Here is a 24,380-nt window from a genome sequence, read left to right as displayed (position 1 = left end):
CATATACTCAGTCAGACTATTGCCCAGGAAGAGGCTGATGCATTTCGACCTGATTGACCTGCGCCTGTTCCAGCACACCCTGGAGTGCGGCAACATCACCGCCGGCGCCCAGCGCAGCCACCTGTCGCTGCCCGCCGCCAGCGCGCGCATCCGCGCCATGGAAAGTTCGCTGGGTACGCCGCTGCTTGAACGCAACCGTCGCGGGGTGCAGGCCACGCCTGCCGGGCAGGCGCTGCTGCAGCATGCGCGGCTGATCGCCCAGCAGGTCGAGCGCCTGCAGTTCGACCTCGGCCAATACGCCCAGGGCCTGCAGGGCCAGGTGCGGCTGTTGTGCAATACCGCAGCGCTGACCGAATACCTGCCGGAATTGCTCGCCGGGTTTCTCCGGCAATACCCGGCCATCGATATCGACATCCACGAACTGCCGAGCCTGCGCATCGTCCAGGCCATCACCCAGGGCGTGGCCGATATCGGCATCATCTCCAGCGCGGTGGCCAGCGAACACCTGCAAACCCTGGCGTTTCGCGACGACCCGCTGATGCTGATCATGCCGCCCGCCCACCCGCTGGCCGCCAACCCCAACCTGCGCTTTGCCGACACCCTCGGCCACGGCTACGTTGGCCTGCAAGCCGACAGCGCCCTGGCCCTGCACCTTGAAGAACAAGCCCTGCATCTGGGCCGGCGCCTGCAGGTGCGGGTGCGCGCCGAAGGGTTTGACGGGGTGATCCGCATGGTCGCCCACGGCGCTGGCCTGGGCATCGTGCCGATGGCCGCGGTGCAGCGCTGGCAGGGGTTATTGCCGTTGCACAGCCTGGCGCTGAACGAGCCCTGGGCAAAACGCCAGTTGCGCCTGTGCAGCCGGGATTTTGCCAGCCTGCCCGGGCATGCCCAGGCCTTGATCGACTGCCTGAGTGCCAGCGCTATTGCTCCGGCAGGGGCAATCCACCGACAATCGCCCCCGCGGACCTAGCTGTTGCTGCACTGATCGCCAACCGAGTCGTAAAAGGGAGTTTCACCGTGCCGTCGATCTACCAGCTCAAACCCCGCTTCCAGGCGCTGTTGCGCCCGACGGTCGAGCGCCTGTACCAACGCGGCGTCACTGCCAACCAGGTAACCCTGAGCGCCGCCGTGGTTTCCGTTCTGCTCGGCCTGTTGCTGGCCTGGCTGCCACACCTCACCTGGCTGTTCGCCCTGGTGCCGGTATGGATGCTGCTGCGCATGGCCCTCAATGCCATCGACGGCATGCTCGCCCGCGAATTCGGCCAGCAATCGAAGCTCGGCGCCTACTACAACGAACTCTGCGACCTGGTCGCCGACAGCGCCCTGTACCTGCCCTTCGCGCTGCTGCCGGGGGTGTCGTCGGCGCTGGTGGTGATCGTCGTGCTGGCGGCGCTGATCAGCGAATACGCCGGGGTCATGGGCCCGTTGGTCGGCGCTGAACGCCGCTACGACGGCCCGATGGGCAAAAGCGACCGGGCCTTTGCCTTCGGCGTGCTCGGCGCCGGCGTTGCCAGCGGCCTGTTGCCGGCCAGCTGGCTCAATGGCGTGTTGCTGGTGATCTTGCTGCTCTCGCTCTATACCCTCTACAACCGGGTCAGCCGCGGTCTGGCGCAAACCCGCTGAAGCACTTTGTGCCAGATAAGGATATTTGCCATGCGCAACGCGCAATCGCTGCACTTCACCACCCACGACGGCGTCGAACTGCATTACCGCCACTGGCCCGCCGAGGTCGCTGACGACCAGCCACGGCGTGCCGTGGTGTTGTTCCACCGCGGCCACGAACACGGCGGGCGCATGGCCCATCTGGCCGATGAGCTGCAACTGCCCGACCACGACTTCTTCGCCTGGGACGCCCGTGGCCACGGCCAGTCGCCTGGCGCCCGTGGCGACAGCCCAAGCTTTGCCTGCAGCGTGCGCGACGTGCAGACCTTCATCGAGCACATCGCCCGCGAGCACGGCATCGCCGAAGAAGACATGGCGGTGCTGGCGCAAAGCGTCGGCGCCGTACTGATCGCCACCTGGGCCCACGACTACGCGCCCAAGGTACGCTGCCTGGTACTGGCCTCGCCGGCCTTCAAGGTCAAGCTCTACGTGCCGTTCGCCCGCCCGGGGCTGAAGCTGATGCGCGCCTGGCGCGGCAACTTCTTCGTCAACAGCTACGTCAAGCCGCGCCTGCTCAGCCACGACCCCGAGCGCATCGCCTCGTACGAAAGCGACCCGCTGATCAGCCGGCCGATTTCGGTGACCATGCTGCTTGGCCTGTATGAAGCCGCCGACCGCGTGGTGGCCGATGCCCAGGCGATTCAGGTGCCGACCCAGCTGTTGATTTCCGGCGCCGATTTCGTGGTCAAGCGCAAACCCCAGGAGCAGTTCTTCGAACGCCTGGGCAGCGTGCACAAAGAGAAACACATCCTCCCCGGATTCTTCCACGACACCCTTGGCGAGCGTGACCGCAGCCATGCCCTGGCGCGGATCCGGCGGTTTATCGAGCACTGCTTCAGCCTGGCGCCGCAGCGCCCTTCGCTGCTCGCTGCCGACCAACTGGGCGCCAGCTGCGCCGAAGCCGAAAGCCTGGCCGCGCCGCTGCCGCGCAACTCGCCGGCCGATCTTTACTGGCGCGCCACCCGCGCCGGCCTGCGGCTGGGCAAGGGTTTGTCGGACGGGGTCAAGCTGGGCTTTGACACCGGCTTCGACTCGGGCAGCACGCTGGACTACATCTACCGCAACCAGCCCACCGGCAAGGGCGCGATCGGGCGCATGATCGACCAGAACTACCTCAACGCCATCGGCTGGCGCGGCATCCGCCAGCGCAAACTGCATGTCGAAGAGCTGCTGCGCCTGGCCATCGAACGCCTGCGCGAACAGGGCAAGCCGGTGGATATCGTCGATATCGCTGCCGGCCATGGCCGCTACATCCTCGAAGCGTTGCAGGGCCTGGAACGCAAGCCGGAGTCGATCCTGCTGCGCGACTACAGCGAGCTCAATGTCCAGCAGGGCAGCGCGCTGATCGCCGAAAAGGGCCTGGCCGACATTGCCCGCTTCGTCCAGGGTGATGCCTTCGATGCCCAGAGCCTGGCCAGCCTCGATCCACGCCCGACCCTGGCGGTGGTTTCGGGCCTGTATGAGCTGTTCGCCAGCAACCAGATGGTTGGCGACTCCCTGAGCGGCCTGGCCCAGGCGGTGGAGCCCGGTGGTTACCTGGTGTACACCGGCCAGCCCTGGCACCCGCAGCTGGAGATGATCGCCCGCGCCCTGACCAGCCACCGCGCCGGCCAAGCCTGGGTGATGCGCCGGCGCAGCCAGGTGGAAATGGACCAACTGGTCGAGGCGGCCGGTTTTCGCAAGGTCTGCCAGCGTATTGATGAGTGGGGCATCTTCAGCGTCAGCCTGGCCCAGCGGGTCGTTTGATGAGCACGGCACGCGAGCCAGGCTTGATCAAGCGCGGGGTGCTCTGGCTGCTGTTGCTGGGGCCGTTGTTCTTTCTCAGCTACGGCCTGACCAACACCTACACCGCCGGGCGCAGCGACGTCGGCAGCCTGGTGTTCGCCTGGGAAGGCCATATCCCGCTGTGGCCCTGGACCATCATCCCCTACTGGTCGATCGACCTGCTTTACGGGCTGTCGTTCCTGTTGCCGCTAAGTCGCCTGGAGATGGACCGCCACGCCCTGCGCCTGCTCACTGCGCAAGTCATCTGCATCCTCGGGTTTCTGCTCTGGCCGCTGCGTTTTACCGTCGAGCGGCCCGCGCTGGATGGCCTGTTCGGCTGGCTGTTCGATGTGCTGATGGGCTTTGACAAACCCTTCAACCAGGCGCCATCACTGCACATCGCCTTGCTGGTGATCATCTGGGCGATGTTTGCCCGGCATATCCACGCCAGGCTGCCGCGCTTGCTGGTGCATGGCTGGATGGCGTTGATCGGCGTGTCGGTGCTGACCACCTGGCAACACCACTTTATCGACCTGCCCAGCGGCGCGCTGGTGGGGGTGCTGTGTTGCTGGCTGTGGCCGGTTGCGGGTCAGCCGGTACTGCGCCCTATGCAACTTGCCCGTGATCCGCAGCGCTGGCGCCTGGCCTTGCGTTACTTCGCCGGCGCCGCCCTGCTGGGTGGTCTGGCGTTGTACCTTGCAGGCGTTGCCCTGTGGTTGTTGTGGCCGGCGGTGGCGCTGCTGGTGGTGGCACTCAACTACGCGCAACTGGGCGCCGAAGGTTTTCAGAAAGGCGCCGACGGCCAGCTGTCGTACGCCACGCGCTGGCTGCTGGCGCCCTACCTGATCGGCGCCTGGCTCAATTCGCGCTGGTGGACCCGGCGCCATCCGCAAGCGGATGAAGTTTGCGACGGCGTGTACCTGGGGCGGATTCCGGGCAAGGGGCAAGCGGCGCAGTTCGCCGCCATCGTCGACCTGTGCGCCGAACTACCCGCCTCGGTTGCCCCGGGCCAGGCTTATCGTGCGCTGCCCAGCCTCGACCTGGTGGTGCCCACGGCCGAGCGCTGCCGGGAAGCGGCGGCGGCCATCGAACAGCTGCGTGCCCAGGGCCCGGTGCTGGTCTGTTGCGCGCTCGGTTATTCGCGAAGCGCCAACGCCGTAGCCGCCTGGCTGGTGCTCAGCGGCCGTTGCGCCGATGCCGGGCAAGCGCAACAGCGCATCAGCCAGGCTCGCCCTGGGGTGGTCCTGCACCCGCAGCACCTGCAGGTAATCGAACGCCTGCAAACGGAGCCTTGCCTGTGAGCGATGAAATCCACCTGGCCGTGGTTGCCAGCCTGCTCAAGCGCGGCCGCCAGGTCGAGCGCCTGGCCGACGGCATCAGCCTGCTGGCGGTGCTGCTTGGCCTGGCGGCGCTGCTGATCGGCTCGCCTGCCCCGGGATACTGCGCAGTACTGAGCGGCCTGTTGTTGCTGGCAGGCTTGCTGCAAAAGTTCTTTGCCATGCGCGTCGCGCTGGACGCCGACCTGTTTGCGCACCTGGCCACGCGCAGCGATCAGCTTGAGCAACACACCCAGGCGCTGGACCAGTCGTTGTTCAGCCTGGGCCTGAAAGCCAACCCGGCCGATAACCGCGACTGGCAGGCACGCGGCCTGGCGGCGCTGGGCCTGCTGCGCAAACAACTGCTGTGCTTTGCCGTACAGGCCGTGCTGGCGCTGGTCGGCATTTTGCTTTTGCCCTTGCTTCATTTCGCCGGATAAGGACCTTGCCCATGCTTGCTGCCCTCACCGCCTTTGCCATCACCTCGGTCGCCCGCCTGATCACCGGCGCCCGCGCCTTGTGGCTGGGCTGCACGCCGCAACCGGTGCAACGGCTGTACTACGCCAACCACAGCAGCCACGGCGACTTCGTGCTGATCTGGGCCTCGCTGCCCCAGCCGCTGCGCCAGCACACGCGGCCGGTGGCCGGTGCCGATTACTGGCAAAAACCCGGTGTCCGCCAGTTCCTGATCAAGCGGGTGTTCAATGGCGTGCTGATCGATCGCCAGCACAACGACGCCCAAAGCAATCCCCTGCAACCTATCCAGGATGCGCTGGCCCAGGGCGATTCGCTGATCTTCTTCCCCGAAGGCACGCGCAACCTCAGCGACGAACCGTTGCTGGCGTTCAAGAGCGGCCTGTTCCACCTGGCCAGCGCCCACCCGCAGGTCGAGGTGATCCCGGTGTGGATCGCCAACCTCAACCGGGTCATGCCCAAGGGTCGCGCCCTGCCGCTGCCCTTGCTGTGCACCCTGAGCTTTGGTGAGCCGCTGCACCTGCAAGCGGATGAAAGCAAGCACGCGTTTCTCGACCGGGCCCGCCAGGCCCTGTTGGCCCTGGCCCCGAAGGAATCCTGAGATGGACAACAACACCCTTTCGCTGTTCGCCGGCATCGGCGGCCTGCTGCTGCTCGCCAGCCTGATCGGCCGCCTGCTCAAATGGCGCGCCGGCCCCGCCCCCCACGCGGTAATCGACAACCTCAACGCGCGGATCAACGCCTGGTGGGTGATGGTCCTGGTCATCGGCCTGGCGTTTCTGTTCGGCAAGCTCGGCGTGATCCTGCTGTTCTATTGCGTGTCGTTCTACGCCTTGCGTGAATTCCTCACCCTGACACCCACCCGGCGCAGCGACTACCCGGCACTGGTCGCGGCCTTTTACGTCGCCCTGCCGGTGCAGTACCTGTTGATCGCCATGGACTGGTACGGGCTGTTCAGCATTTTCATCCCGGTCTACCTGTTCCTGCTGCTGCCGATTCTCGCCAGTTTCGGCGGCGACACCACGCGCTTTCTCGAGCGTGCCTCGAAGGTGCAGTGGGGCTTGATGATCGCGGTCTACTGCCTGTCTTCGGTACCGGCCTTGATGACCCTGGACATCCCCGGATACGAAGGCCGCAACCTGCTGCTGATCGCCTGGCTGATCCTCGTGGTGCAGATCTCCGATGTGCTGCAGTACGTCTGCGGCAAGCTGTTCGGCAAACACAAGGTGGCGCCGAAGCTGTCGCCGTCAAAGACCGTCGAAGGCCTGGTTGGCGGCGTGGCCCTGGCCACCCTGATTGGCGCCACCCTGTGCTGGATCACGCCGTTCAGCTTCTGGCAGGCGGCGCTGATGGCCTTGACCGTCAACCTCATGGGCTTTGCCGGCGGCCTGGTGATGTCGGCGATCAAGCGCGATCGCGGCGTCAAGGACTGGGGCCACATGATCGAAGGCCACGGCGGCATGCTCGACCGCATGGACTCGGTATGCTTCGCCGCGCCGGTGTTCTTCCACTTCGTGCGTTACTGGTGGGCGTAAGCGTTATACCAACAGATCGTAGGACAGCTTGCCGATCAGTATCAGCAGCAACACCAGGAACAGCGCGCGCACGAAGGGTACGCCCTTGCGCACTGCCAGCCAGGTGCCAGTCAGCGCGCCAAGGATGTTGAAGGCGGCCATGGGAATGGCGATCAGGTAGAGCACGTTGCCGGTGGGAATGAAGAACATCAGTGCGGCGACGTTGGTGGCGATGTTCACCAGTTTCGCCGACGCCGAGGCATGCAGGAAGTCGAAGGCGAAGCAGCGAATGAACAGGAAGATCAGAAAGCTGCCGGTGCCCGGTCCGAACAGGCCATCGTAAAAACCGATGGCGCCGCCGATGACGATCGCCAGCAATTTTTCGCGGGTGCCGATGCGCATCGGTTTGTGCAGGGCACCGAAGTCCTTTTTCCAGAAGGTGTAGATCGCCATCAGCACGATCAACACCAGTACCGCCGGGCGCATCAGCCCTTGCGGCACCAGCGATACCGTGGCGGCGCCGACGAAGGCCATGGCAAAGGCCGCACAGGCCGCCGGAACCACCAGCCCCCAGTCGATCACCACCTTGCGCACGAACGAGCGGGCGGCAAACGCCGTGCCGCAGGCCGAGGCAACCTTGTTGGTGCCCAGCAAGGCAGCCGGGGGCGACGCCGGCAGCACGTTGAACAGCGCCGGAATCTGGATCAGCCCGCCACCACCGACTGCCGCATCGATCAGCCCGGCGGCAAAGGCAAACACGCAAAGCACAACGATATCGACCATGGGTTTCAGGCTCTGGCAGTCAAAGAAGGGCGCGCCAAGGTTAACCAACGGCCGGGTTTTGTGTTGCAATGCCATATTGCAAAAACTGCAACGAGGTAGTGCATGGCCCTGGATATGCTCGCGGAGCTGGAAGCCTTCGCAATGGTTGCCCGCAAGCGCAGCTTCGTCGCCGCGGCACGCGCCCTGGGTCGTTCGCCCAGCACTGTAACCCGCGCGGTGCAGGCCCTTGAGGTCAACGCCGGGGCCAAATTGTTCAACCGTTCGGCCAATGCCGTGAGCCTCACCGAAGCCGGCGAGCGCCTGCTGCCCTATGCCAACAAGATGCTTGATCTGCAACGCGAGGCCGATGAAGAGCTGGCCGGGCTCAGCGGCCTGGCCTCCGGCTGGGTACGGTTCTGCGCCCCCGAATCACTGGCGCCGGTATTGCCTGGCCTGATTGCGCGATATGGCGAACGCTACCCGCAGGTGAACGTCGATGTGATCTTCAGCGACGAGCCGATCGACCCGGCCAAGAGCAAACTGGACTTCGCCATTCGTGGCGCCTTTGCCCAGGACAGCGAACTGATCGGTTATCCGCTGTGGCGCTACTCGCGCTCCTTGTATGCCAGCCCTGCCTACCTTCAAAAACACGGCATGCCCGCATCAATCGAGGCGCTGGAAACACACGCGCTGATCCTGCATACCGCGCCGCGGATCCTCAAGGAATGGCAGTTTCGCAGCGCCGACCAGGCCGTCAGCCTGCGGGTGCATCCAAAGTTTCGCTTCAGCTCCGGGATCGCTGTATTCCAGGCCGCCCTGGCCGGCGTCGGCATCGCCCGCCTGGCCGACTGGCTGGCCGAACCCGAGGTGCAGGCAGGGCGCTTGCAGCGGGTTTGTGCCGAGTACCGGCTGACCGCCAGCAACGGCGACAGCCCGCAAATGCACGCGGTGTACCCGGCCGGCAGCTTGCCGCAACGGGTCAAGGCGCTGCTGGAAGTGATCCGCGGTTTTGGTGACAGCCTCGAGCGCTAATCGCAGGTTTGCGCTCCCAGACAGCCAAAGGTCGAGACCAGACATCTGCCCGGCGCCGATCGCGCCTATGGTGATGGACCTTTGAGTCAACCTCTGGAGCCTGGAATGTCCGATTTCATCACCGTGCTGCGCGAGACCTGCCCTACCCCCGTGCTGGATGCGACCAAGTGGCAACGCATCGGCGGCGACCCGCACACCGTCAACCTCAACGCCTATGTGTCGGCCGATGGCAGCAAGATCATGGGCACCTGGATCTGTACGCCGGGCAAGTTCCAGGTCCATTACGAGAAGTGGGAGTATTGCCACTTTCTCGACGGCTACTGCGTGATCACCCCGGAAGGTGAGCAGCCGGTACATTTGAAGGCCGGTGACGTGTTCGTCATCGAACCTGGGATGAAAGGCACCTGGGAGGTGGTGGAGACGGTGCGCAAGTACTTCGTCTTTGCCTGACCGTTGGGGCTGCCTTGGCGGCCCATCGCTGGCAAGGCCAGCCCCCACAGAGTTAGGTGTGCGCAGTACCTGTGGGAGCCAGCCTTGCTGGCGATGCTCTTTTACTCGGGCTTGCGATAACCTTCGACAATCGCCGAGAAATCCTTGCCACCCTCGCCGCGCAAACTCATGGCCTGGTACAGCTGCTGGGCCACTGCGCCGAGAATCACCGGCTGGTGTGCCTGACGCGCGGCTTCAGTTGCCAGGCCCAGGTCCTTGAGCATCAGCTCGGCACCAAAGCCACCGGTATAGCCACGCGATGCCGGGGCCGTGTCGATGATGCCCGGCCACGGGTTGTAAGTGTCCGAACTCCAGCAACGGCCGGTCGAGCTGTTGATGATCCCGGCCAGGACTTTGGTGTCGATCCCCAACGCGTTGCCCAACGCCATGGCTTCGGACACGCCGATCATCGAGATTCCCAGTAGCAGGTTGTTGCAGATCTTGGCGATCTGCCCGGTGCCGACTTCGCCGCAGTGGACGATGTTGCGGCCCATCTGCGCCAGCACCGGCTGCAAGGTGGCAAACAGCGTATCGCTGGCGCCGACCATGAAGGTCAGGGTGCCGGCTGCGGCACCGCCGGTACCACCGGACACCGGCGCATCGGCAAGGTCAACGCCCTGTTTGGCCGCTGCGGCTGCTACGTCACGGGCGGTCTGCGGGTCGATGGTGCTGCAGTCGACCACCGGGGTCCCGGCCTTTACCCCAGCCAGCACACCATCTTCGTTGAGGTACACGCCGCGCACATGGGCGGCGGCCGGCAGCATGGTGATCACCAGTTCGCTCTGCTGCGCGGCATCGCGCGGCGAGCTGCTGATCTGCCCGCCGAGCTCGGCAAGCTCTGCCAGCACGGTCTTGTTCAGGTCGAACAGGTTCAGCTGATGCCCGGCCTTGATCAGGTTGCGGGCCATGGGCGCGCCCATGTTGCCCAAGCCGATGAATGCAATACGCATGATGAGCTCCTTAGCGCAGGCTGATGGTGGTGTTCACGCCATCGTTGACGCTGTCATCATCGAACCAGCGGCTGGTGACAGTCTTGGTCTGAGTGTAGAACTGCACCACTTGTTTGCCGTACGGGCCCAGATCGCCGAGCTTGGAGCCGCGCGAGCCGGTGAAGCTGAAGAACGGTACCGGCACCGGGATCGGGATGTTGATGCCGACCTGGCCGACGTCGATCTCGTTCTGGAACTTGCGCGCCGCCGCGCCGCTCTGGGTGAACAGGCCGGTACCGTTGCCGAACGGGTTGCGGTTGATCAGGGCAATGGCTTCGTCGAGGGTGTCGACTTCCAGCACCACCAGCACCGGGCCGAAGATTTCCTGGGTGTAGATCTGCATGTCGGTGGTCACCCCGGAGAACAGGGTCGGGCCGACGAAGTTGCCCTGTTCATAGCCCGGCACGCTGACTTCGCGGCCGTCGAGCTCAAGCTTGGCACCTTCCTTGATGCCGCTTTCGATCAGGCCCAGCACCCGTTCCTTGGCGCGCTTGGAAATCAGCGGGCCGACATCGGTGCCCGGCTCGCTGCCAGCGTTGACCTTGAGCTGGGACGCCAGCGCCTTGAGCTCCGGCAGCCACTCGCGGGCTTTGCCCACCAGCACCGCTACCGAGGTGGCCATGCAGCGCTGGCCAGCCGCGCCGAAACCGGCACCAACCAGGGCATTGAGGGTTTGCGTGCGATTGGCGTCCGGCAGCACCACGGCGTGGTTCTTGGCGCCCATCATCGATTGCACGCGCTTGCCGTGCTGGCCAGCCAGGTTGTAGACGTGGGTGCCGACCTCGGTGGAGCCAACGAAAGAGATCGCCTTGATATCGGTATGGGTGCACAGCGCATCGACCACCTGCTTGCCACCATGGACGACGTTGAGCACGCCGGCCGGCACACCGGCTTCGACCGCCAGCTCCACCAGCAGCATGGTCGACAGCGGGTCCTGTTCGGACGGTTTGAGCACGAAAGTGTTGCCGCAGACGATGGCCATCGGGAACATCCACAGCGGGATCATCGCCGGGAAGTTGAACGGGGTGATACCGGCGCAGACGCCGATCGGCTGGCGCAGGGTGTAGGTGTCGACGCCACCGGCAACGTTTTCGGCGAACTCGCCCATCTGCAAGGTGCCGATGCTGCAGGCATGCTCGACCACTTCCAGGCCGCGGAAGATATCGCCTTCGGCGTCGGCAATGGTCTTACCCTGTTCAGCGCTGAGGACTACGGCGATGCGCTTGGAGTGTTCGCGGATCAGCGCCTGCAGCTTGAGCATGATGCGCATGCGCGCGCCGATCGGGGTGTCGCGCCAGGTCTTGAACGCACGCTGGCCGGCGGCGATGGCGGCGTCGACTTCTTCGGCGGTGGCGAAGGGGACGCGGGCCAGCACTTGCTGGGTGGCCGGGTTGACCACGTCGCGCCATTCGCTGGTTTTCGATTCGACCCATTGGCCGTCAATCAGCAGCTTGACCTGCTCGACCTTGGTCTGGCCGGGAGTAAGGGATGCGTTCATGTGCGTTCTCCTGAAATTGTTGTTAGGGAGAGATCGACGCCACCGGGTCAGCCACGGCGGGCGCTTGGGTCCAGGGCTTTTTTGGAGTATAGATGTGCAAACATCTAATAAGAACGCACATAAAAGCCGGACCAACATGCAAAAAAACATCACCTCCCTGGGGTCGCTGAACTGGGATGACCTGAAGTTTTTCCTTGAAGTGGCGCGTACCCGCAAGGCCAGTAGCGCGGCCAAACGCCTGGGCGTCGACTACACCACGGTGTCGCGGCGGATCAGTTCGCTGGAAGTGGCGTTGGGCACTTTGCTGTTCGAAAAGTCGCGGACCAACGGTTTTGTGCTCACCGCCGAAGGCCAGCGCCTGCTCAGCTATGCCGAGTCGATCGAAAGCACCCTGCACATGGCCTGCGAGCAGGTTTCCGGCTCCGGCGTGGCGTTGTCAGGGCATGTGCGCATGGGCTGCACCGAAGGTTTCGGCAGCTTCTTCGTCACCCCGCAGCTGAGCCATTTCGTTGATGCCTACCCGGCAATCTCGGTGGACATCCTGCCGCTGCCGCACTTTATCAGCCTGTCCAAGCGCGAGGCCGACATCGTCATCGCCCTCGAGCGCCCGGAACACGGGCCCTACGTGTGCTGCAAACTGTGCGACTACCGCCTGCGCCTTTACGCCACCCAGGAATACCTGGACAGCCACGAGCCGATCACCCGCAGCAGCGACCTGGCCCGCCATCAGTTCATCAGCTATGTCGACGACCTGGCTTTCAGTTCCGAGCTTCTGTACCTGGCCAACCTGATCCCGGCCGCCAGCGCCAACCTGCGCAGCACCAGCGTGATCGCCCAGTATGTAGCGGCCCAGCAGGGTCGCGGCCTGGCGATCCTGCCGTGTTTCCTGGCCGCACAGGACCCGCGCCTGGTGGCGATACTGCCGGAGGAGGTCGAGATTACCCGGCAGTTCTGGATGTACTGCCGGGAGGATTTGAGGAAGTTGAAGCGGATCACCCTGTTGTGGGATTACATCCGCGATGTCACCGAGCGCAACACCCCGCTGCTGATGGGCGAGTCGCGCGCGATGAGCTTTGCCGACTGATCAGTCGGAGGCGACCACAATCGACACCCGGCGGTTTTCCAGGCGCCCGGCGCGGGTGTCGTTGCTGGCCACCGGCTCGCTGCTGCCCAGGCCGCGGGTTTCGACGTTCTCGGGACGCATGCCGACGCCGACCAGCACATTGGCCACGCTCTGTGCCCGACGCTTGGACAGTTGTTCGTTGTAGGCCGCGCGGCCCGAGGCATCGGTATGGCCGTCGACCCGCACGCGCTGGATGTTCACCGACAGCAGCGACTTGCCGATGCGCTCGACAATCGTCCGGCTCTGGGGGTTGAGGGTGTCGACATCGCTGCCGAACAGTACCTTGCTCGACAGGCCGAATTCCCAGCCTTCATCGGTGAGCTGGAAACCCTCCTGCTTGAGCAGGGCAATCTGTTCGGCGGTCAGCCCTTTGGGTGGCACGCTCTGGCAGCCGCCCAGGGCGAACAACGCCAGGGCCAGGCAGATAAAATGAAAACGTAGTCGTTGGCTCAAGTGAATCACGGTTCAGCTCCTGTTTTTTACATGATGAGCAGAGCGCTCCGGCTCTGCCATTTGCCCCTGGCCACGCAAGTTGCGCTTGGCCTGATACATCGCCGCATCAGCGGCATTGAGGAGGTCGGAAGGATTACCGCCGTCGTCGGGAAAATAGGCAATACCGATGCTCAGCGACGTGACGATGATCTGCCCTTCGCTCAGGCGGATTGGCAGTTTCATGCTGGCGGCAATCTTCTCGGCGATGCGCCGGGCGTCTTCGTGCGCGTGCAGTGGCGCCAGCAGCACGGCGAATTCGTCACCGCCCAGGCGAGCCACCAGATCATTTTCACGAAGCTGCGCACGCACCCGGGTGGCCACGCTGATCAGCACTTCATCGCCAGCGGCGTGGCCAAAGTTGTCGTTGACCTCCTTGAAGTTGTCGCTGTCGAGAAACAGCAAGGCCAGGTGTTCATTGTGCTTTTGCGCATTGCGCAGAGTGCGGCTCAGGCGGCCTTCGAAAAACGCCCGGTTCGGCAAGCCGGTGAGGCTGTCGTGGCTGGCCTGATGGGCCAGGCTTTCGTTCTCGCTCTGCAGGTGGCTCTGCCACGACTCCAGCTCGTCAAGCAAGGCGTTGAAGTCGTTGCCCAGCTCGTTGAGCTCGGCGATCTGCGCCGGTGGCACGCGGCGGTCGAAGCTGCGCTCGCGGCGCGCAGCATGGGCGACGTTGGCCAGGCTGCGCAGCGGCCCGACGATGTCGCCGAACATTCGCCGCGACAGGTACAGCGCACTGAAAGCGCTGAGCGCCGTGCACAACAGGATCCCGGCCAGGCCGCTGAGCAGGAAGCGCACCAGGCTGCCGCCCTGCCCCACCAGTTCGATACGCCCGACCTGCTGGCCCTGGTGCAGCACCGGCAGAATGATCGGCTCTTCCAGGAGGCTGCGGGCGATCAGTTGCTCGGTCTGCGCCAGCAGGCCGCTGTCATTGCGCTGCCAGCGCGCCAGCAGCTCGCCATTGTCGTCGAACACCTTGACGTCGGCGACTTCTTCCGTGGTGGCAATCAACGCCAGCGCTTCGTTGGCCGCACCGGCGTCGTTGAACACCACTGCCGCTTCCACGGTGTAATTGATCGAACGGGCAATCAGGTGCAGGTTGTGATTGGCGTAAACGCGCAAGGCCAGCACGCCGAGCAGGGTCAGCGAGACCCCGGCAAGGCCGACGGCAAGCAGCGCCACGCTCAGGTGGCGGCGACCAAGCACGGCACGCAGGGTCGGGCGCTCGCGCCCCTTGCCAAAGCCGATCATGGTTGCGCCGCCCGCCGCCGCGAGAGCTGCAGCACGCTGGGGTGGATGCGCACGCCGCTGCGCGCCACCGAGTCGAGGTTGACGTCGAACGCTACCTGGCGATCGCCGACCCGCAGGCAGAACAGGCTGCCGACCGTGCACGGGTCATCGGCCTCGCTCATGCTCAGCACCGGATGACCGCTCAACGCCGTGAACAACCGGCTACGTTCGTCCTGGCTGAGCTTGCCGATATAGATCGCATCGCACTCATTGGCGATGCGCGGGTCGCTGGCCAGCAAGCGGCGCACCAGCACCGGGCGACCGGTGGCCTGGGTGGTGCCTTTGACCAGATCGTCGGCATATTCGGTCGGGCCGATCAGGCACAGGCGCAGTTGTGCCGGCTCAACCGGCCAGCGTGCGTAACTGAGGATACCCAGCACAACCTGGGTGACTGCCTTGGCTCGCTGCTCGGCCAGGTTCGACGTGACCTCAGCCTCGGCACCGGCCTGCGCGGCGAACAGCAACAGCATCGCGGCCAGCAGCGAACGCGTCAGGCTCGTCACACGTCCCGATGTCGGGGCGGCCACATTCATGAGGGAAATCTCTTAAAACCACGCAGGATGATGCCGCAACGATAGCACAGAGGCCGATTTTCCAGCGAGGGAGCACCTCCCCGGCGATCCGGTAATAGGCCGAATCGCCGTGCTTAAACCTGCTCCAGCATCAGCCCCGAGATACGTTTGACCTTACGCCGCACCGCGTCTTCAAACACGCCCTGGCGTGGCTCGATCAAACTAAAGCAGGTCTTGGCCCGGGTGATACCGGTGTAGATCAACTCCTTGGTCAAAACCGGGTTCAGGGCGTCTGGAAGCACCAGCGCGGTGTGGGTGAACTCCGAGCCCTGGGACTTGTGCACGGTCATGGCGAACACGGTTTCGACTTCATTGAGCCGGCTCGGCAAGACGAAACGCACGCCGCCGTGCCCGTCGTTGCGGGCAAAAGCCACGCGCAGTACCTGTTGCCCCTCATGCTGCTCATCGGGCAGGCGCAGGGCGATGCCGATATCACCGTTCATCAAACCCAGGCTGTAGTCGTTGCGGGTCATCAGTACCGGGCGGCCTTCATACCAGGGCTGCTCACTGTCGATCAGCCCCGCCGCGCCGAGCACCCGGCTGACCCGCTGGTTCAGGCCTTCGACACCCCAGGCCCCCTTGCGCACGGCACACAGCAACTGAAAGGTCTCGAAGCCCTGCAACACCTGCATGGCCCAGGTTTCCCAGCGTGGATCATCCACCGGCGTACCAGGTTGCGGGCGCTGCTGGCGAAGGGTTTGCAGGTAGCTGCGATAACCCTGGGGGCCATCACTGCCACGGCCCAGGCCTTCGAGCAGCAAGCGATCGAAGTTGCGGTCCTGCTCACCGCGCAGGGTCAGGGCAAACACATCGTCCTGTTTCTGGTTGAGCAGGGCCCGGGCCTGATCGGCCTCCTGGCGGTTGACCAGGCGTGCCAGCTGGCCAATGCCGCTGCCTTCGCCAAAGCGCCGCGAGTAGCGCAGCATCACCACTTGCTGCGCCAGCGGATACTGCCCGGCGCTGCCCGGCAGCAGTTCGCTGCCCGCCAGGGTTTCACCACTGACCTGCTCCAGCCAGGCCTGGGTCTCGGGGCTGTAGCGCCCGGCCTCGGCATCGCGGCACAGGTCACCGAGTACCGCGCCGGCTTCCACCGAAGCAAGCTGGTCCTTGTCGCCCAGCAGCACCAGGCGCGCATGGGGCGGCAAGGCGCCAAGCAGGTTGGCCATCATCTCCAGGTCGATCATCGAGGCTTCGTCGACCACCAGCACATCCAGCGGCAGCGGGTTGCCGGCATGGTGCCGGAAATGCCGTGAGCCCGGGCGGCTGCCGAGCAGACGGTGAACAGTGGAGACGTCGGTGGGAATGTTGTCTCGGACCTCGACAGCCACCGCCAGGCGCTCGACCTGCTGGCCGATGGACTCGGTCAGGCGCGCGGCGGCCTTGCCGGTGGGTGCCGCCAGGCGAATGCGCAGCGGTCGCCCCGCCTCCACCGCAGGCGCCTGCAACAGGGCCAGCAAACGCACCACCGTGGTGGTTTTACCGGTACCCGGGCCGCCGGTAATGATGCTGAAGGCGCTGCGGGTGGCCAGGGCACAGGCCAGCTTTTGCCAGTCCACCTGAGCGCCAGGAACGCCACCCTCGAACAGTTGCGCCAGCCGCGCCGAGAGGTCCGCCGGGGTTGGCTCGACCTGCTGCAGGCGCTCGCGCAAGGCGTTGTCGATACGCCGCTCGTAGGCCCAGTAACGGCGCAGGTACAGGCGCTGGCCATTGAGCACCAGCGGGCGGGCGCTGTCTTCACTGTTGTTGCCATGGGCCACCAACCGGCTGCGGCCCAGTTGCTGCAGCCAGGTGTCGAGGGTCAGGCGCTCGAGCAGTTGCGAGGGCAACAGCAATGGCCCGGCCAGGGCGTCCCCCTCCGGCGGCAGCGACAGGGCAAAATCCGGCTCGGCCAAAGTTTCACCCAGGTCGAGGCAGACATGCCCGTGGCCCAGCTGATGACTGGCCAGGGCCGCCGCCAGCAGCACCAAGGGCTCGCCGCCAGGGTCGCGCTCACCGAGGAAACTCACAAAGGCCCGGTCCAGGGCACGCAACCAGCCACGCTCGACCCAGCGATCAAGCAAGGCCAGCAGGTCTGCGCCCTTGCTCAGCGGCTGCAGTGCCGCCAGGTGGCCGGCATCCAGCGGCGTCGGCAACAGGTCGTCGAGGCTACGGCTCATGGGGCGTCTCCGAAAAACAGGTCGTGTTGCTGCGGGGCGCTGACGCCGCGGAACAGCGCATCGAGCTGCTCGATCAGCTCACGCGGTGGCTTGACGAAATACAGGCCGCGAGAAGCCGAATCGACGCCACGCAGGAAGATGAACAGTGCCCCGCCGACATGCAGGTCGTAGTCATAACCCGGCAGCCGCGCGCGCAACTGGCGATGCAGGGCCAGCAGGTAGAGCACGTATTGCAGGTCATAGCGGTGGCTGAGGATCGCGCCTTCCATGGCCAGTTCGCTGTAGGCCAGGTCATCAGGCCCCAGCCAGTTGGATTTGTAGTCCGCCACGTAATAACGGCCGTCGTGTTCGAAGGCCAGGTCGATAAAACCCTTGAACATGCCATTGAGCAGCGCCGGTTGCGCAGCCAGGCGCGCGACGCCCTGATGGGTGTATTCGCACACCAGCTGGTCGAGCCGGCCGACATCGACCTTGTGGCTGGCGAACCAGAACTCCATTTCGATCTGGTACTGGCTTAGCTGGCTCAAGGACAACGGTGAGCTATCAGGTGCCAGGGCCATGGGCTGTGCGAGCAGTTCCTGCAACCACTGGCTGAGGGTCGGGATCCAGCCGGTCCAGTCGCGGCGGTTGCAGCGCTGGCCGACGGTGCGGGTCAATTGCTCGGGGTCGGCGCTGACCTGGGCGAACCCTTCGTGCCCGGCCCACTCAAGCAAGCCGTGGAGGAAGGTGCCGGGGTTCGGCCCGCGCGGGAAGCGGTGGATGTCGCCACTACCGGGCATCACTTCACGCAGCTGCTGCGCGTCAGGCCGCTCGTCATCGAGCAGTTGTTGCGCCTGAGAGCTGTCGGCTGCCAGGGTCATGGCCTCTTCGCCGATGCGCAAAGCACTGTAGGAGGCGATCCACCAGTTCTCCGCAGCCCGGCGTTTGGGCTGGCGTGCAGGCAGCAGTTCGGCCTGGTTGCGCGGGGCGCTGTAGGCCTGTTCATCCGGCGCTGGCAAATCGATGCTGGCGATGGCCGGGCAGCCGGACTGCAAGGCCTGCAGCCAATCACCCAGTTGGGTCGAAGCCGCCAGGGGCGTGCCGCCACCCAACAGGTAACCCAGGGCCGAGCGATGCAGGGTCGAGGCCTTGCCGGTGCCACGCTTGAGGTCGGCAACACCGAGCCAGCAAGCATGCTGGGCGCGGGTCAAGGCCACGTACAGCAGGCGCAGGTCTTCGGCCAGGCGCTCGTCGTCAGCCAGGGCGATCTGTTCGGCATCAGGGGTCAGGGTCAGGTGCGCCTGGCCTTCGCCGTCGTGCCAGGCCAGGGGCAAGCGCGAGCCATCGACCGGCTTGCTGGTGCAGATGAAGGGCAGGAACACCAGGGGGTATTCCAGGCCTTTGGATTTGTGGATGGTTACCACCTTGACCAGTTGTTCGTCGCTTTCCAGGCGCAGGATCTGCTCTTCGCCAGCCTGACCCGAGCTGGCCAGGTGCTCGCCCAGGTGGCGAATCAACGCCTGCTCGCCATCCAGCTCGGTGGCCGCCTGTTGCAGCAGTTCGGCAAGGTGCAGCAGGTTGGTCAGCACCCGCTCGCCATCACTGCGGGCCATCAACACTTGAGGCAAGTCGAAATCGTGCAGCAGGCGCCGCAGCATCGGCAGCACACCCTGGCTACGCCAGATCAGCCGGTACTGGCGAAACTGCATGACCCAGCGCTCCCATACCCGCTCATCCTGGTTCAATTGCGCCAGGGCGCTGAGCGGCAGGTTGAGGGTGATGCTGGCAAGTGCCGCCTTGAGCAGGCGCTCGGCATCCGGCTCGGCGCAGGCCTTGAGCCAGGCCAGCAAGTCATGGGCCTCCTGGGCGGCGAATACCGAATCCTTGTCGGAGAGGTACACACTGCGCACATCGCGAGCCGCCAGTTCGCCGCGAATCAGCTGCGCCTCACGGCCATCGCGCACCAGGATGGCGATATCCGAAGGCAGGCAGCCACGCAGCGACTGATCGGCTTGCATGAAACCGCTGCGCCCCTGCTGTCCGCCATTGAGCAAGGCGACGATTTGGCTGGCACAGCTGGCAGCCTGCTGCTGCCGGTAAACGGCGCCGGAAACCGGTTCTTCACTTATCAGTTGCCAGAGGTTGAGTGCTGGCACCGGCACGCCATCGACCTGCAATTGCTCGCTGCGGCCCTTGGCCTTGACCTCGAGAAACGGCACCGGGTTGTCATTGCCGTCACGGAACAAGAAGGCGCCACGGCCCGACTCACGCACTTCAGCCTGCATGAACACATGGTTGACCGCCGTGACCATGGCCTGGCTGGAGCGGTAGTTGGTATCCAGGCTGTGCAGGCGCCCGGCCGTGGCCCGGCGTGCCCCCAGGTAAGTGAAGATGTCGGCGCCGCGGAAGGCATAGATCGCCTGCTTGGGGTCGCCGATCAGGAACAGGCCGGTGTCGCGGACGTTCTCTTCAATCCGGTAGATGCGCTGGAAGATCCGGTACTGCACCGGGTCGGTGTCCTGGAATTCGTCGATCAGCGCCACCGGGAACTGCTCGCGAATCAGCCCGGCCAGGCGCTCGCCGGCGTCACCGTGCAGCGCATGGTCGAGGCGCAGGAGCATGTCGTCGAAGCCCATTTCGGCGCGGCGGCGCTTTTCCTGCTCGAAGCGGGCGCCAACCCAGGCCGCAGCGTGCTCAAGCAGACAGGCATCAGGCGTGGGCAGGCCCTGAAGCTGGTCGCGCAGCGCCTCCATTGCCTGCAATGCCGGGTGCGCTGGCGGTTCGCCCTTCCAGGCTTCGGCCATGCCGGCGCGGGTAAAGCGGCTGAACCCGGTGCCCAGGTCCAGCTCCAGTGCCTGGTGGTCTTCGGCCCAGGCCTTGAGCTTCTCGCACCAGGGCTCGAAATAGCGTGCTTGCATCTTGCGCCCATCGACCTGCTTGGCGGCCAGGCCGTCCCGGCAGATCTGCAGCAACTCGTCGGACCATTGCGCCCAGGGTGCCTTGAGCGTTTGCAGCAACTCGGTACGCTGCTGCAGCACCGCCTCAATCAAAGCCTGGGGCTCTTCTTCGTCGCTCTCGATGCGCTGGCGGCCGAACAACGCGCGCACCCGTGGCAACAAGGCTTCCGGGCTGACCCAATGGGCTCGGACCCAGGCCAGCGCATCGCCCTGCATGCTGTAGCAGAAGCGTCGCCAGTAATCGCGCATGACCTGGCCCAGCAGGTCGCTGTGGTCGGTTTCCAGGGTCTGGGTAAACAGGCTGCCACTGTCGAAAGCGTGCTCGCGCAGCATGCGTTGGCACCAACTGTGGATGGTCGACACCGCGGCTTCGTCCATCCATTGCGCGGCCACGTCCAGGCGATTGGCGCACGCTGCCCACAGCGACGGCTCATAGTCATCGCGCAGTTGCTCAAGCAAAGGGTCGGCTTCACTCAACTCGCCACGGAAATAGCGCGCAGCTTCTGCCAGGCGAGTACGAATGCGTTCGCGCAACTCCTTGGTGGCGGCGTCGGTAAAGGTCACGACAAGAATCTGCGGCGGCAACAGTTCGCGGCCAAAGCCCTGCTCGCCGCCATGGCCGAGCACCAGGCGCAGGTACAGCGCCGAGATAGTGAAAGTCTTGCCGGTACCGGCGCTGGCTTCGATAAGCTGGCTGCCGTGCAGGGGAAAGGTCAGGGCCAGGGGGGCAGGGGCAACTCCACGGCTCATCGAGCACTCTCCTCTTTGCCCAGCGTCTGCCAGGGCGCTTCGAACATCGGGCGGTACAGGGCCTCGCACCAGCCTTCGAATTCTTCACTGGCACTGAGTGCAGCAAAATCGCTGAACTGCCGGGCCAGCGCGGTGCTTTCGCTGCGCTCGCCAAAGCTGTTCTGGCCATCGCCGTCGTAGGCCTTGGCCGCTGCGGCCAGGGCTTTGTCGGCATCGCTCTGGGCTAGCCAGGCAAAGGCCGTTTTCACCGCCACCGGTAGCGGTGCGTTCATGCCCGTTTGCCGGGCCAGTAACAGGTCGCCCAGCAGTTCAGCGGCACGGGCTTGTTCGAGCGGCGCCAACAATAGCGTAACGTCGGTGGCGACCACGGCGCTGTGCAGCTTCAGGTCCACCGCACAGGCGGCCAGGTGCATGACCCAGGTTGGCGTCAGCCGGTGCCACTTGAGGGTGCGGCCACTGCTGATGCCATTGGGCAAGGTGGTGATGCTTAGCAAGGACTCGTCTTCGCGCTGGTAGACCCGGCCCAACCAGCCTTCAAGCTTGAGCTGGCGATACTCGAAGCGGATCGGCACGGCGTTATCCACAGGCAACGGCCACTGCTGCAGCAGCTGTTGATAACGCTGCAGCAGGTCGGGCAACGGCTCGATCAGTTCGGCCTGCAGGCATTCACCAAAACCTGCCAGCGGCAGCAGCCCGTAGCCCTGCAGGCGCCTGGCCTGGGTGGTCAGCGCCCGCTCGCTGTCTTGCGGGTCGGCCAGGGCTGCTGCCAGCAGGCTTTCACTCAGGCTGTAGCGCTGCAGGGCATCGAGCACGAATGGCTCTTCATCGGCCAGGGGCGCTTCCACCGACTCGAAGAACACCTTCAAACGCTGGCTGAAGAAGTGCCGTACCGGATGGCGGAGGAAGTCTTGCAGCAAGGTCAGGGTCAGCGGTTCATCGCTGCTGTAAGCCGGCAGCTCATCCTCAGGCCTGAGCTGTTGTTCGCCAGGCAGATGCAGGGAGCGCCACTCACGGGCATAGCTGAACAGGTTGCTGCCCTTGTGAAAGTAGCGGGCGCTGAACGGCTGCAACGGATGCTCCACGGTCAACGCATGCAGCAACTGCTCACCGGCGTTGAGCTTGCCGCCCACCTCGGCACCGGCCAGACGCCAACCTGCCGACAGATGATCGCGCAACTGGCCGATCAACACCGAGGCCGGGCGTTCGCTGTTGTCGCGGATGCTGCGCCCGACCCAACTGACGTACAACTGATCACGGGCCGACAGCAGCGCCTCGAGCAACAGGTAGCGGTCGTCCTCGCGCCTCGAGCGATCACCCGGACGGTAATCACTGCCCATCAGGTCGAAGTCCAGCGGCGGCTGCGCACGCGGATAGTCGCCATCGTTCATACCGAGTAAACAAACCACCTTGAACGGGATCGCGCGCATGGGCATCAAGGTGCAGAAATTCACCGAACCTGCGAGAAAGCGCTGGGACAAGCGGCCCTGGTCGAGCCCGGCCAGCCAGGCTTCGCGGACCACGGTGAGCGGCAGCAAGTCTTGCAGGCCGACCGACTCGCAGGTCTGCAACCAGGTCTCACGCAGGGTCTGCAGTTGCACTAACAGATAGTCATCATGCTCGGTTTCGGCGAGGAAGAACACTTGCAGCAAGGCATGCAGGCGCTCGCCCCACTCGGCAGCCGTCGCCGCCTGGGAGAGCTGCTCGTGGGCAATTTCCAGGGCATCGAGCAGGGCCACCAACGGGCCGATCAAGGCGGCATCCAGGCCGCCAATCTCATCGAACGGCTCGATCCCGTCGCATCCTTCGCCGACACCGACGGCGTAACCCAGCAGCATGCGTCGCAAGCCGAATCGCCAGCTGTTCTGTTCAAGGTCCGCCGGTAAACCGAGACCGGCGCGTTGCTCGGCGTTCAGCCCCCAGCGAATGCCCGCGCCTTCGATCCAACGGTGCAAGGTCGGCAGGTCGCTTTCCTTGATCGCGAAGCGCGCGCGCAAGGCCGGCACATCGAGCAGATCGAGGATCTCGCTGACGGCGAAACGGCTGTCGGGCAACTTCAGCAGGTGCTCCAGGGCGATCAGCAACGGGTCGCGGCCACGCTGGCCCTGGTCGGTCAGGGTGAAGGGGATGAAACGCGGGTCGTTGCGGTCGAGCTGGCCGAACACGGCGCGGATGTGCGGCGCGTAGGTGTTGATGTCCGGGAGCATGACGATGATGTCGCGGGGGCGCAGCGCCGCATCGGCGCTGAAGCGGGCGAGCAACTGGTCGTGGAGGATTTCCACTTCACGTTGCGGGCTGTGGCCGATATGAAAACGCACCGAGCGATCTTTGCCGGGATCGACGTCAGGCCACAGCTCGCGGGTTTCGGCCAACGGGCGCAACTCGAGAATATCGTCCTGCAACTGGTTGAGCAGGGTCTTGGGCTCGCTGTCACTGAACAGGTCGATACGCCCGTCGCTGAAGGCTGCGCGGTAACTGCCAGGGTCGTCGTAGCTGTCGAGCAGGTTGATGTAATCGCGGCCCTGCTTGCCCCAGGCTGCCAGTAAGGGATGGGCGTGCTGGTGCAGGGTTTCGGCGTCAATCAGGCTGGGCATGCCCTGCTTGCGTTGCTGGCGCTTGTACTGATGGCGCAACAGGTCCTTGTCGGCGACGATGTCGGCCCAATGGTGACGGCAGGGGTTGTGCACGCAAAGCAGCACCTGGCTGAAACGCGCCAGGCCGGCGAGGGCTTCCAGCGCCTGGGCAGGCAACGACGAAATACCAAAAACGATAACCCGGGACGGCAGGCCAGCGGGCGCCTGCTCCAGGCTGTTGATCCGTTCGATGAAGCGCTGGTGCACACCGGCGCGGCTCTGGGCCATGCCCTCTTCGCCGACATCCAGCAACAAGGCGCGCCACAGCTCGGCCTGCCAGCAGTTGGCGGGCGGCAGCGGCTTGGATTCGCCACGGGCGGTATTGAGCACATGACGGCCAGCGGCCCAGTCCTTGAGCCAGTCGGCGCGATACACCTGGTACTGGTCGAACAGGTCGGCCAGGCGCTCGGCCAGCTGGTAGCGCTTGCGCAGGTCGCTGTCGTCGGTGAGAAAGCGCTGCAAGGGCTCGAAGTGCGGCTTGTCGATGACCTCTGGTAGCAGGCGCATCAAGCGCCAGGTCAGCGGCGCCTTGTCGAGCAGCGACACCTCGGGGATTTCTTCGCGGCCCAGCACCTTGCGGTACAGCTGCCACATGAAACTGCCGGGCAGCTGCACCTCGACCGCCGCAGCGATGCCGCAGCCGCCCTGGTCGTCGTCTTCAGGGTCTTCGGCCAGGGCCAGCTTCAACCACTGGGCGATGCCGTTGCTCTGCACCAGGGCGATTTCGTTTTCCAGCGGTGCCAGCGGGTAACGCCGCATCCAGCTCACCACCAGGCTGCGCAGTTCATCCAGGCGGTTGCCGTGAACCACCATGAAACCTGGTAGGAGTGGGTTTGTGTGCGGCATTGGGCATCCTTGAGGCTGTGCGGGCAGAGGGAAACCTTATCATGCTCGGCGAGCCTGACTGTGTTGTGCAACAGCCAGAAAGACAAAACCC

At 64.8% G+C, this 24,380-nt stretch carries 19 protein-coding genes; 10 read left to right on the top strand and 9 right to left on the bottom strand.

What is annotated here, in order from left to right; genetic code table 11:
* Positions 1-37 precede the first annotated feature (37 nt).
* From UB48_RS08255 to UB48_RS08225, 7 genes are read left to right on the top strand one after another with little or no spacing between them, the layout of a single operon-like run.
* Complete coding sequence (locus UB48_RS08255) at positions 38-970, top strand: LysR substrate-binding domain-containing protein (protein WP_045195838.1); 933 nt, start codon at positions 38-40, stop codon at positions 968-970.
* A gap of 47 nt (positions 971-1,017) precedes the next feature.
* Positions 1,018-1,623: a CDP-alcohol phosphatidyltransferase family protein gene (locus tag UB48_RS08250; protein WP_045195837.1), complete on the top strand. Its 606-nt coding sequence runs from the start codon at positions 1,018-1,020 to the stop codon at positions 1,621-1,623.
* Positions 1,624-1,653: 30 nt separating this feature from the next.
* Positions 1,654-3,408 carry a bifunctional alpha/beta hydrolase/class I SAM-dependent methyltransferase gene (locus tag UB48_RS08245; protein ID WP_045195835.1) on the top strand — a complete coding sequence of 585 codons (1,755 nt, stop codon included), beginning with the start codon at positions 1,654-1,656 and terminating at the stop codon, positions 3,406-3,408.
* Positions 3,408-4,727 carry a phosphatase PAP2/dual specificity phosphatase family protein gene (locus UB48_RS08240; protein WP_045195833.1) on the top strand — a complete coding sequence of 440 codons (1,320 nt, stop codon included), beginning with the start codon at positions 3,408-3,410 and terminating at the stop codon, positions 4,725-4,727. Before UB48_RS08245 ends, UB48_RS08240 begins: the two co-directional genes overlap by 1 nt.
* Positions 4,724-5,182 (top strand): hypothetical protein, encoded by a 459-nt coding sequence (locus UB48_RS08235; RefSeq protein WP_045195832.1) that lies wholly within the window; start codon positions 4,724-4,726, stop codon positions 5,180-5,182. The genes UB48_RS08240 and UB48_RS08235 overlap by 4 nt, the downstream gene beginning before the upstream one ends.
* Positions 5,183-5,193: 11 nt before the next feature.
* Positions 5,194-5,817: a 1-acyl-sn-glycerol-3-phosphate acyltransferase gene (locus UB48_RS08230; protein WP_045195830.1), complete on the top strand. Its 624-nt coding sequence runs from the start codon at positions 5,194-5,196 to the stop codon at positions 5,815-5,817.
* 1 nt (position 5,818) lies between these two features.
* The gene (locus UB48_RS08225; protein WP_045195828.1) at positions 5,819-6,751 is read left to right on the top strand and encodes a phosphatidate cytidylyltransferase; all 933 of its coding nucleotides are present in this window, start codon (positions 5,819-5,821) and stop codon (positions 6,749-6,751) included.
* Positions 6,752-6,754: 3 nt separating this feature from the next.
* Here UB48_RS08225 and UB48_RS08220 read toward each other — a convergent pair whose 3' ends face one another.
* The gene (locus UB48_RS08220; protein ID WP_045196566.1) at positions 6,755-7,513 is read right to left on the bottom strand and encodes a TSUP family transporter; all 759 of its coding nucleotides are present in this window, start codon (positions 7,511-7,513) and stop codon (positions 6,755-6,757) included.
* 102 nt (positions 7,514-7,615) lie between these two features.
* On the opposite strand from UB48_RS08220, the gene UB48_RS08215 reads away from it, so the two are divergent.
* Both UB48_RS08215 and UB48_RS08210 read left to right on the top strand, forming a co-directional pair.
* Positions 7,616-8,524, top strand: a complete 909-nt coding sequence (locus tag UB48_RS08215) for a LysR family transcriptional regulator (RefSeq protein WP_045195826.1) — start codon at positions 7,616-7,618, stop codon at positions 8,522-8,524.
* 105 nt (positions 8,525-8,629) lie between these two features.
* Positions 8,630-8,974, top strand: coding sequence for a cupin domain-containing protein (locus UB48_RS08210; protein ID WP_045195824.1), 345 nt, complete (start codon positions 8,630-8,632; stop codon positions 8,972-8,974).
* Between the two features lie 101 nt (positions 8,975-9,075).
* Here the strand turns inward: UB48_RS08210 and mmsB are convergent, their stop codons facing one another.
* Positions 9,076-9,963 (bottom strand): 3-hydroxyisobutyrate dehydrogenase, encoded by an 888-nt coding sequence (gene mmsB, locus UB48_RS08205; RefSeq protein WP_045195822.1) that lies wholly within the window; start codon positions 9,961-9,963, stop codon positions 9,076-9,078.
* Positions 9,964-9,973: 10 nt separating this feature from the next.
* Positions 9,974-11,500, bottom strand: a complete 1,527-nt coding sequence (locus UB48_RS08200; protein WP_045195820.1) for a CoA-acylating methylmalonate-semialdehyde dehydrogenase — start codon at positions 11,498-11,500, stop codon at positions 9,974-9,976.
* 136 nt (positions 11,501-11,636) lie between these two features.
* On the opposite strand from UB48_RS08200, the gene UB48_RS08195 reads away from it, so the two are divergent.
* On the top strand, positions 11,637-12,584 hold the full coding sequence (locus UB48_RS08195; protein ID WP_045195818.1) for a LysR family transcriptional regulator: 948 nt from the start codon (positions 11,637-11,639) through the stop codon (positions 12,582-12,584).
* Here the strand turns inward: UB48_RS08195 and UB48_RS08190 are convergent, their stop codons facing one another.
* The 6 genes from UB48_RS08190 to recC all read right to left on the bottom strand — a co-directional run bounded on the left by UB48_RS08190 (position 12,585) and on the right by recC (position 24,289).
* Entirely contained in the window at positions 12,585-13,085 is a 501-nt protein-coding gene (locus UB48_RS08190) for an OmpA family protein (protein ID WP_082075421.1), read from the bottom strand.
* A gap of 3 nt (positions 13,086-13,088) precedes the next feature.
* The gene (locus UB48_RS08185) at positions 13,089-14,360 is read right to left on the bottom strand and encodes a diguanylate cyclase (RefSeq protein WP_045195816.1); all 1,272 of its coding nucleotides are present in this window, start codon (positions 14,358-14,360) and stop codon (positions 13,089-13,091) included.
* Positions 14,357-14,932, bottom strand: a complete 576-nt coding sequence (locus UB48_RS08180) for a YfiR family protein (RefSeq protein ID WP_045195814.1) — start codon at positions 14,930-14,932, stop codon at positions 14,357-14,359. The genes UB48_RS08185 and UB48_RS08180 overlap by 4 nt, the downstream gene beginning before the upstream one ends.
* 113 nt (positions 14,933-15,045) lie before the next feature.
* Complete coding sequence (gene recD, locus UB48_RS08175) at positions 15,046-17,127, bottom strand: exodeoxyribonuclease V subunit alpha (RefSeq protein WP_045195812.1); 2,082 nt, start codon at positions 17,125-17,127, stop codon at positions 15,046-15,048.
* Positions 17,124-20,813 carry an exodeoxyribonuclease V subunit beta gene (recB, locus tag UB48_RS08170; RefSeq protein ID WP_045195810.1) on the bottom strand — a complete coding sequence of 1,230 codons (3,690 nt, stop codon included), beginning with the start codon at positions 20,811-20,813 and terminating at the stop codon, positions 17,124-17,126. Before recB ends, recD begins: the two co-directional genes overlap by 4 nt.
* The gene (gene recC / locus UB48_RS08165) at positions 20,810-24,289 is read right to left on the bottom strand and encodes an exodeoxyribonuclease V subunit gamma (RefSeq protein ID WP_045195808.1); all 3,480 of its coding nucleotides are present in this window, start codon (positions 24,287-24,289) and stop codon (positions 20,810-20,812) included. The genes recB and recC overlap by 4 nt, the downstream gene beginning before the upstream one ends.
* Positions 24,290-24,380: the final 91 nt, after the last annotated feature.

Origin of the sequence: Pseudomonas sp. 2(2015) (genome assembly GCF_000955865.1) — a bacterium.
In the GTDB taxonomy this organism is placed as follows: Bacteria; Pseudomonadota; Gammaproteobacteria; order Pseudomonadales; family Pseudomonadaceae; genus Aquipseudomonas.
The sequence above is the reverse complement of the archived record's forward strand: the minus strand, read 5'-3'. Positions and strand labels throughout refer to the sequence as shown.

What these genes read in the sequence shown, in the direction of transcription:
- UB48_RS08225 (WP_045195828.1), top strand. Translation starts at nt 5,819, where the DNA reads ATGGACAACAACACCCTTTCGCTGTTCGCCGGCATCGGCGGCCTGCTG.
- recD (WP_045195812.1), bottom strand. Translation starts at nt 17,127, where the DNA reads ATGAGCCGTAGCCTCGACGACCTGTTGCCGACGCCGCTGGATGCCGGC.
- recB (WP_045195810.1), bottom strand. Translation starts at nt 20,813, where the DNA reads ATGAGCCGTGGAGTTGCCCCTGCCCCCCTGGCCCTGACCTTTCCCCTG.
- UB48_RS08210 (WP_045195824.1), top strand. Translation starts at nt 8,630, where the DNA reads ATGTCCGATTTCATCACCGTGCTGCGCGAGACCTGCCCTACCCCCGTG.
- UB48_RS08215 (WP_045195826.1), top strand. Translation starts at nt 7,616, where the DNA reads ATGGCCCTGGATATGCTCGCGGAGCTGGAAGCCTTCGCAATGGTTGCC.
- UB48_RS08185 (WP_045195816.1), bottom strand. Translation starts at nt 14,360, where the DNA reads ATGATCGGCTTTGGCAAGGGGCGCGAGCGCCCGACCCTGCGTGCCGTG.
- recC (WP_045195808.1), bottom strand. Translation starts at nt 24,289, where the DNA reads ATGCCGCACACAAACCCACTCCTACCAGGTTTCATGGTGGTTCACGGC.
- UB48_RS08240 (WP_045195833.1), top strand. Translation starts at nt 3,408, where the DNA reads ATGAGCACGGCACGCGAGCCAGGCTTGATCAAGCGCGGGGTGCTCTGG.
- UB48_RS08180 (WP_045195814.1), bottom strand. Translation starts at nt 14,932, where the DNA reads ATGAATGTGGCCGCCCCGACATCGGGACGTGTGACGAGCCTGACGCGT.
- UB48_RS08200 (WP_045195820.1), bottom strand. Translation starts at nt 11,500, where the DNA reads ATGAACGCATCCCTTACTCCCGGCCAGACCAAGGTCGAGCAGGTCAAG.
- UB48_RS08255 (WP_045195838.1), top strand. Translation starts at nt 38, where the DNA reads ATGCATTTCGACCTGATTGACCTGCGCCTGTTCCAGCACACCCTGGAG.
- UB48_RS08195 (WP_045195818.1), top strand. Translation starts at nt 11,637, where the DNA reads ATGCAAAAAAACATCACCTCCCTGGGGTCGCTGAACTGGGATGACCTG.
- mmsB (WP_045195822.1), bottom strand. Translation starts at nt 9,963, where the DNA reads ATGCGTATTGCATTCATCGGCTTGGGCAACATGGGCGCGCCCATGGCC.
- UB48_RS08220 (WP_045196566.1), bottom strand. Translation starts at nt 7,513, where the DNA reads ATGGTCGATATCGTTGTGCTTTGCGTGTTTGCCTTTGCCGCCGGGCTG.
- UB48_RS08245 (WP_045195835.1), top strand. Translation starts at nt 1,654, where the DNA reads ATGCGCAACGCGCAATCGCTGCACTTCACCACCCACGACGGCGTCGAA.
- UB48_RS08230 (WP_045195830.1), top strand. Translation starts at nt 5,194, where the DNA reads ATGCTTGCTGCCCTCACCGCCTTTGCCATCACCTCGGTCGCCCGCCTG.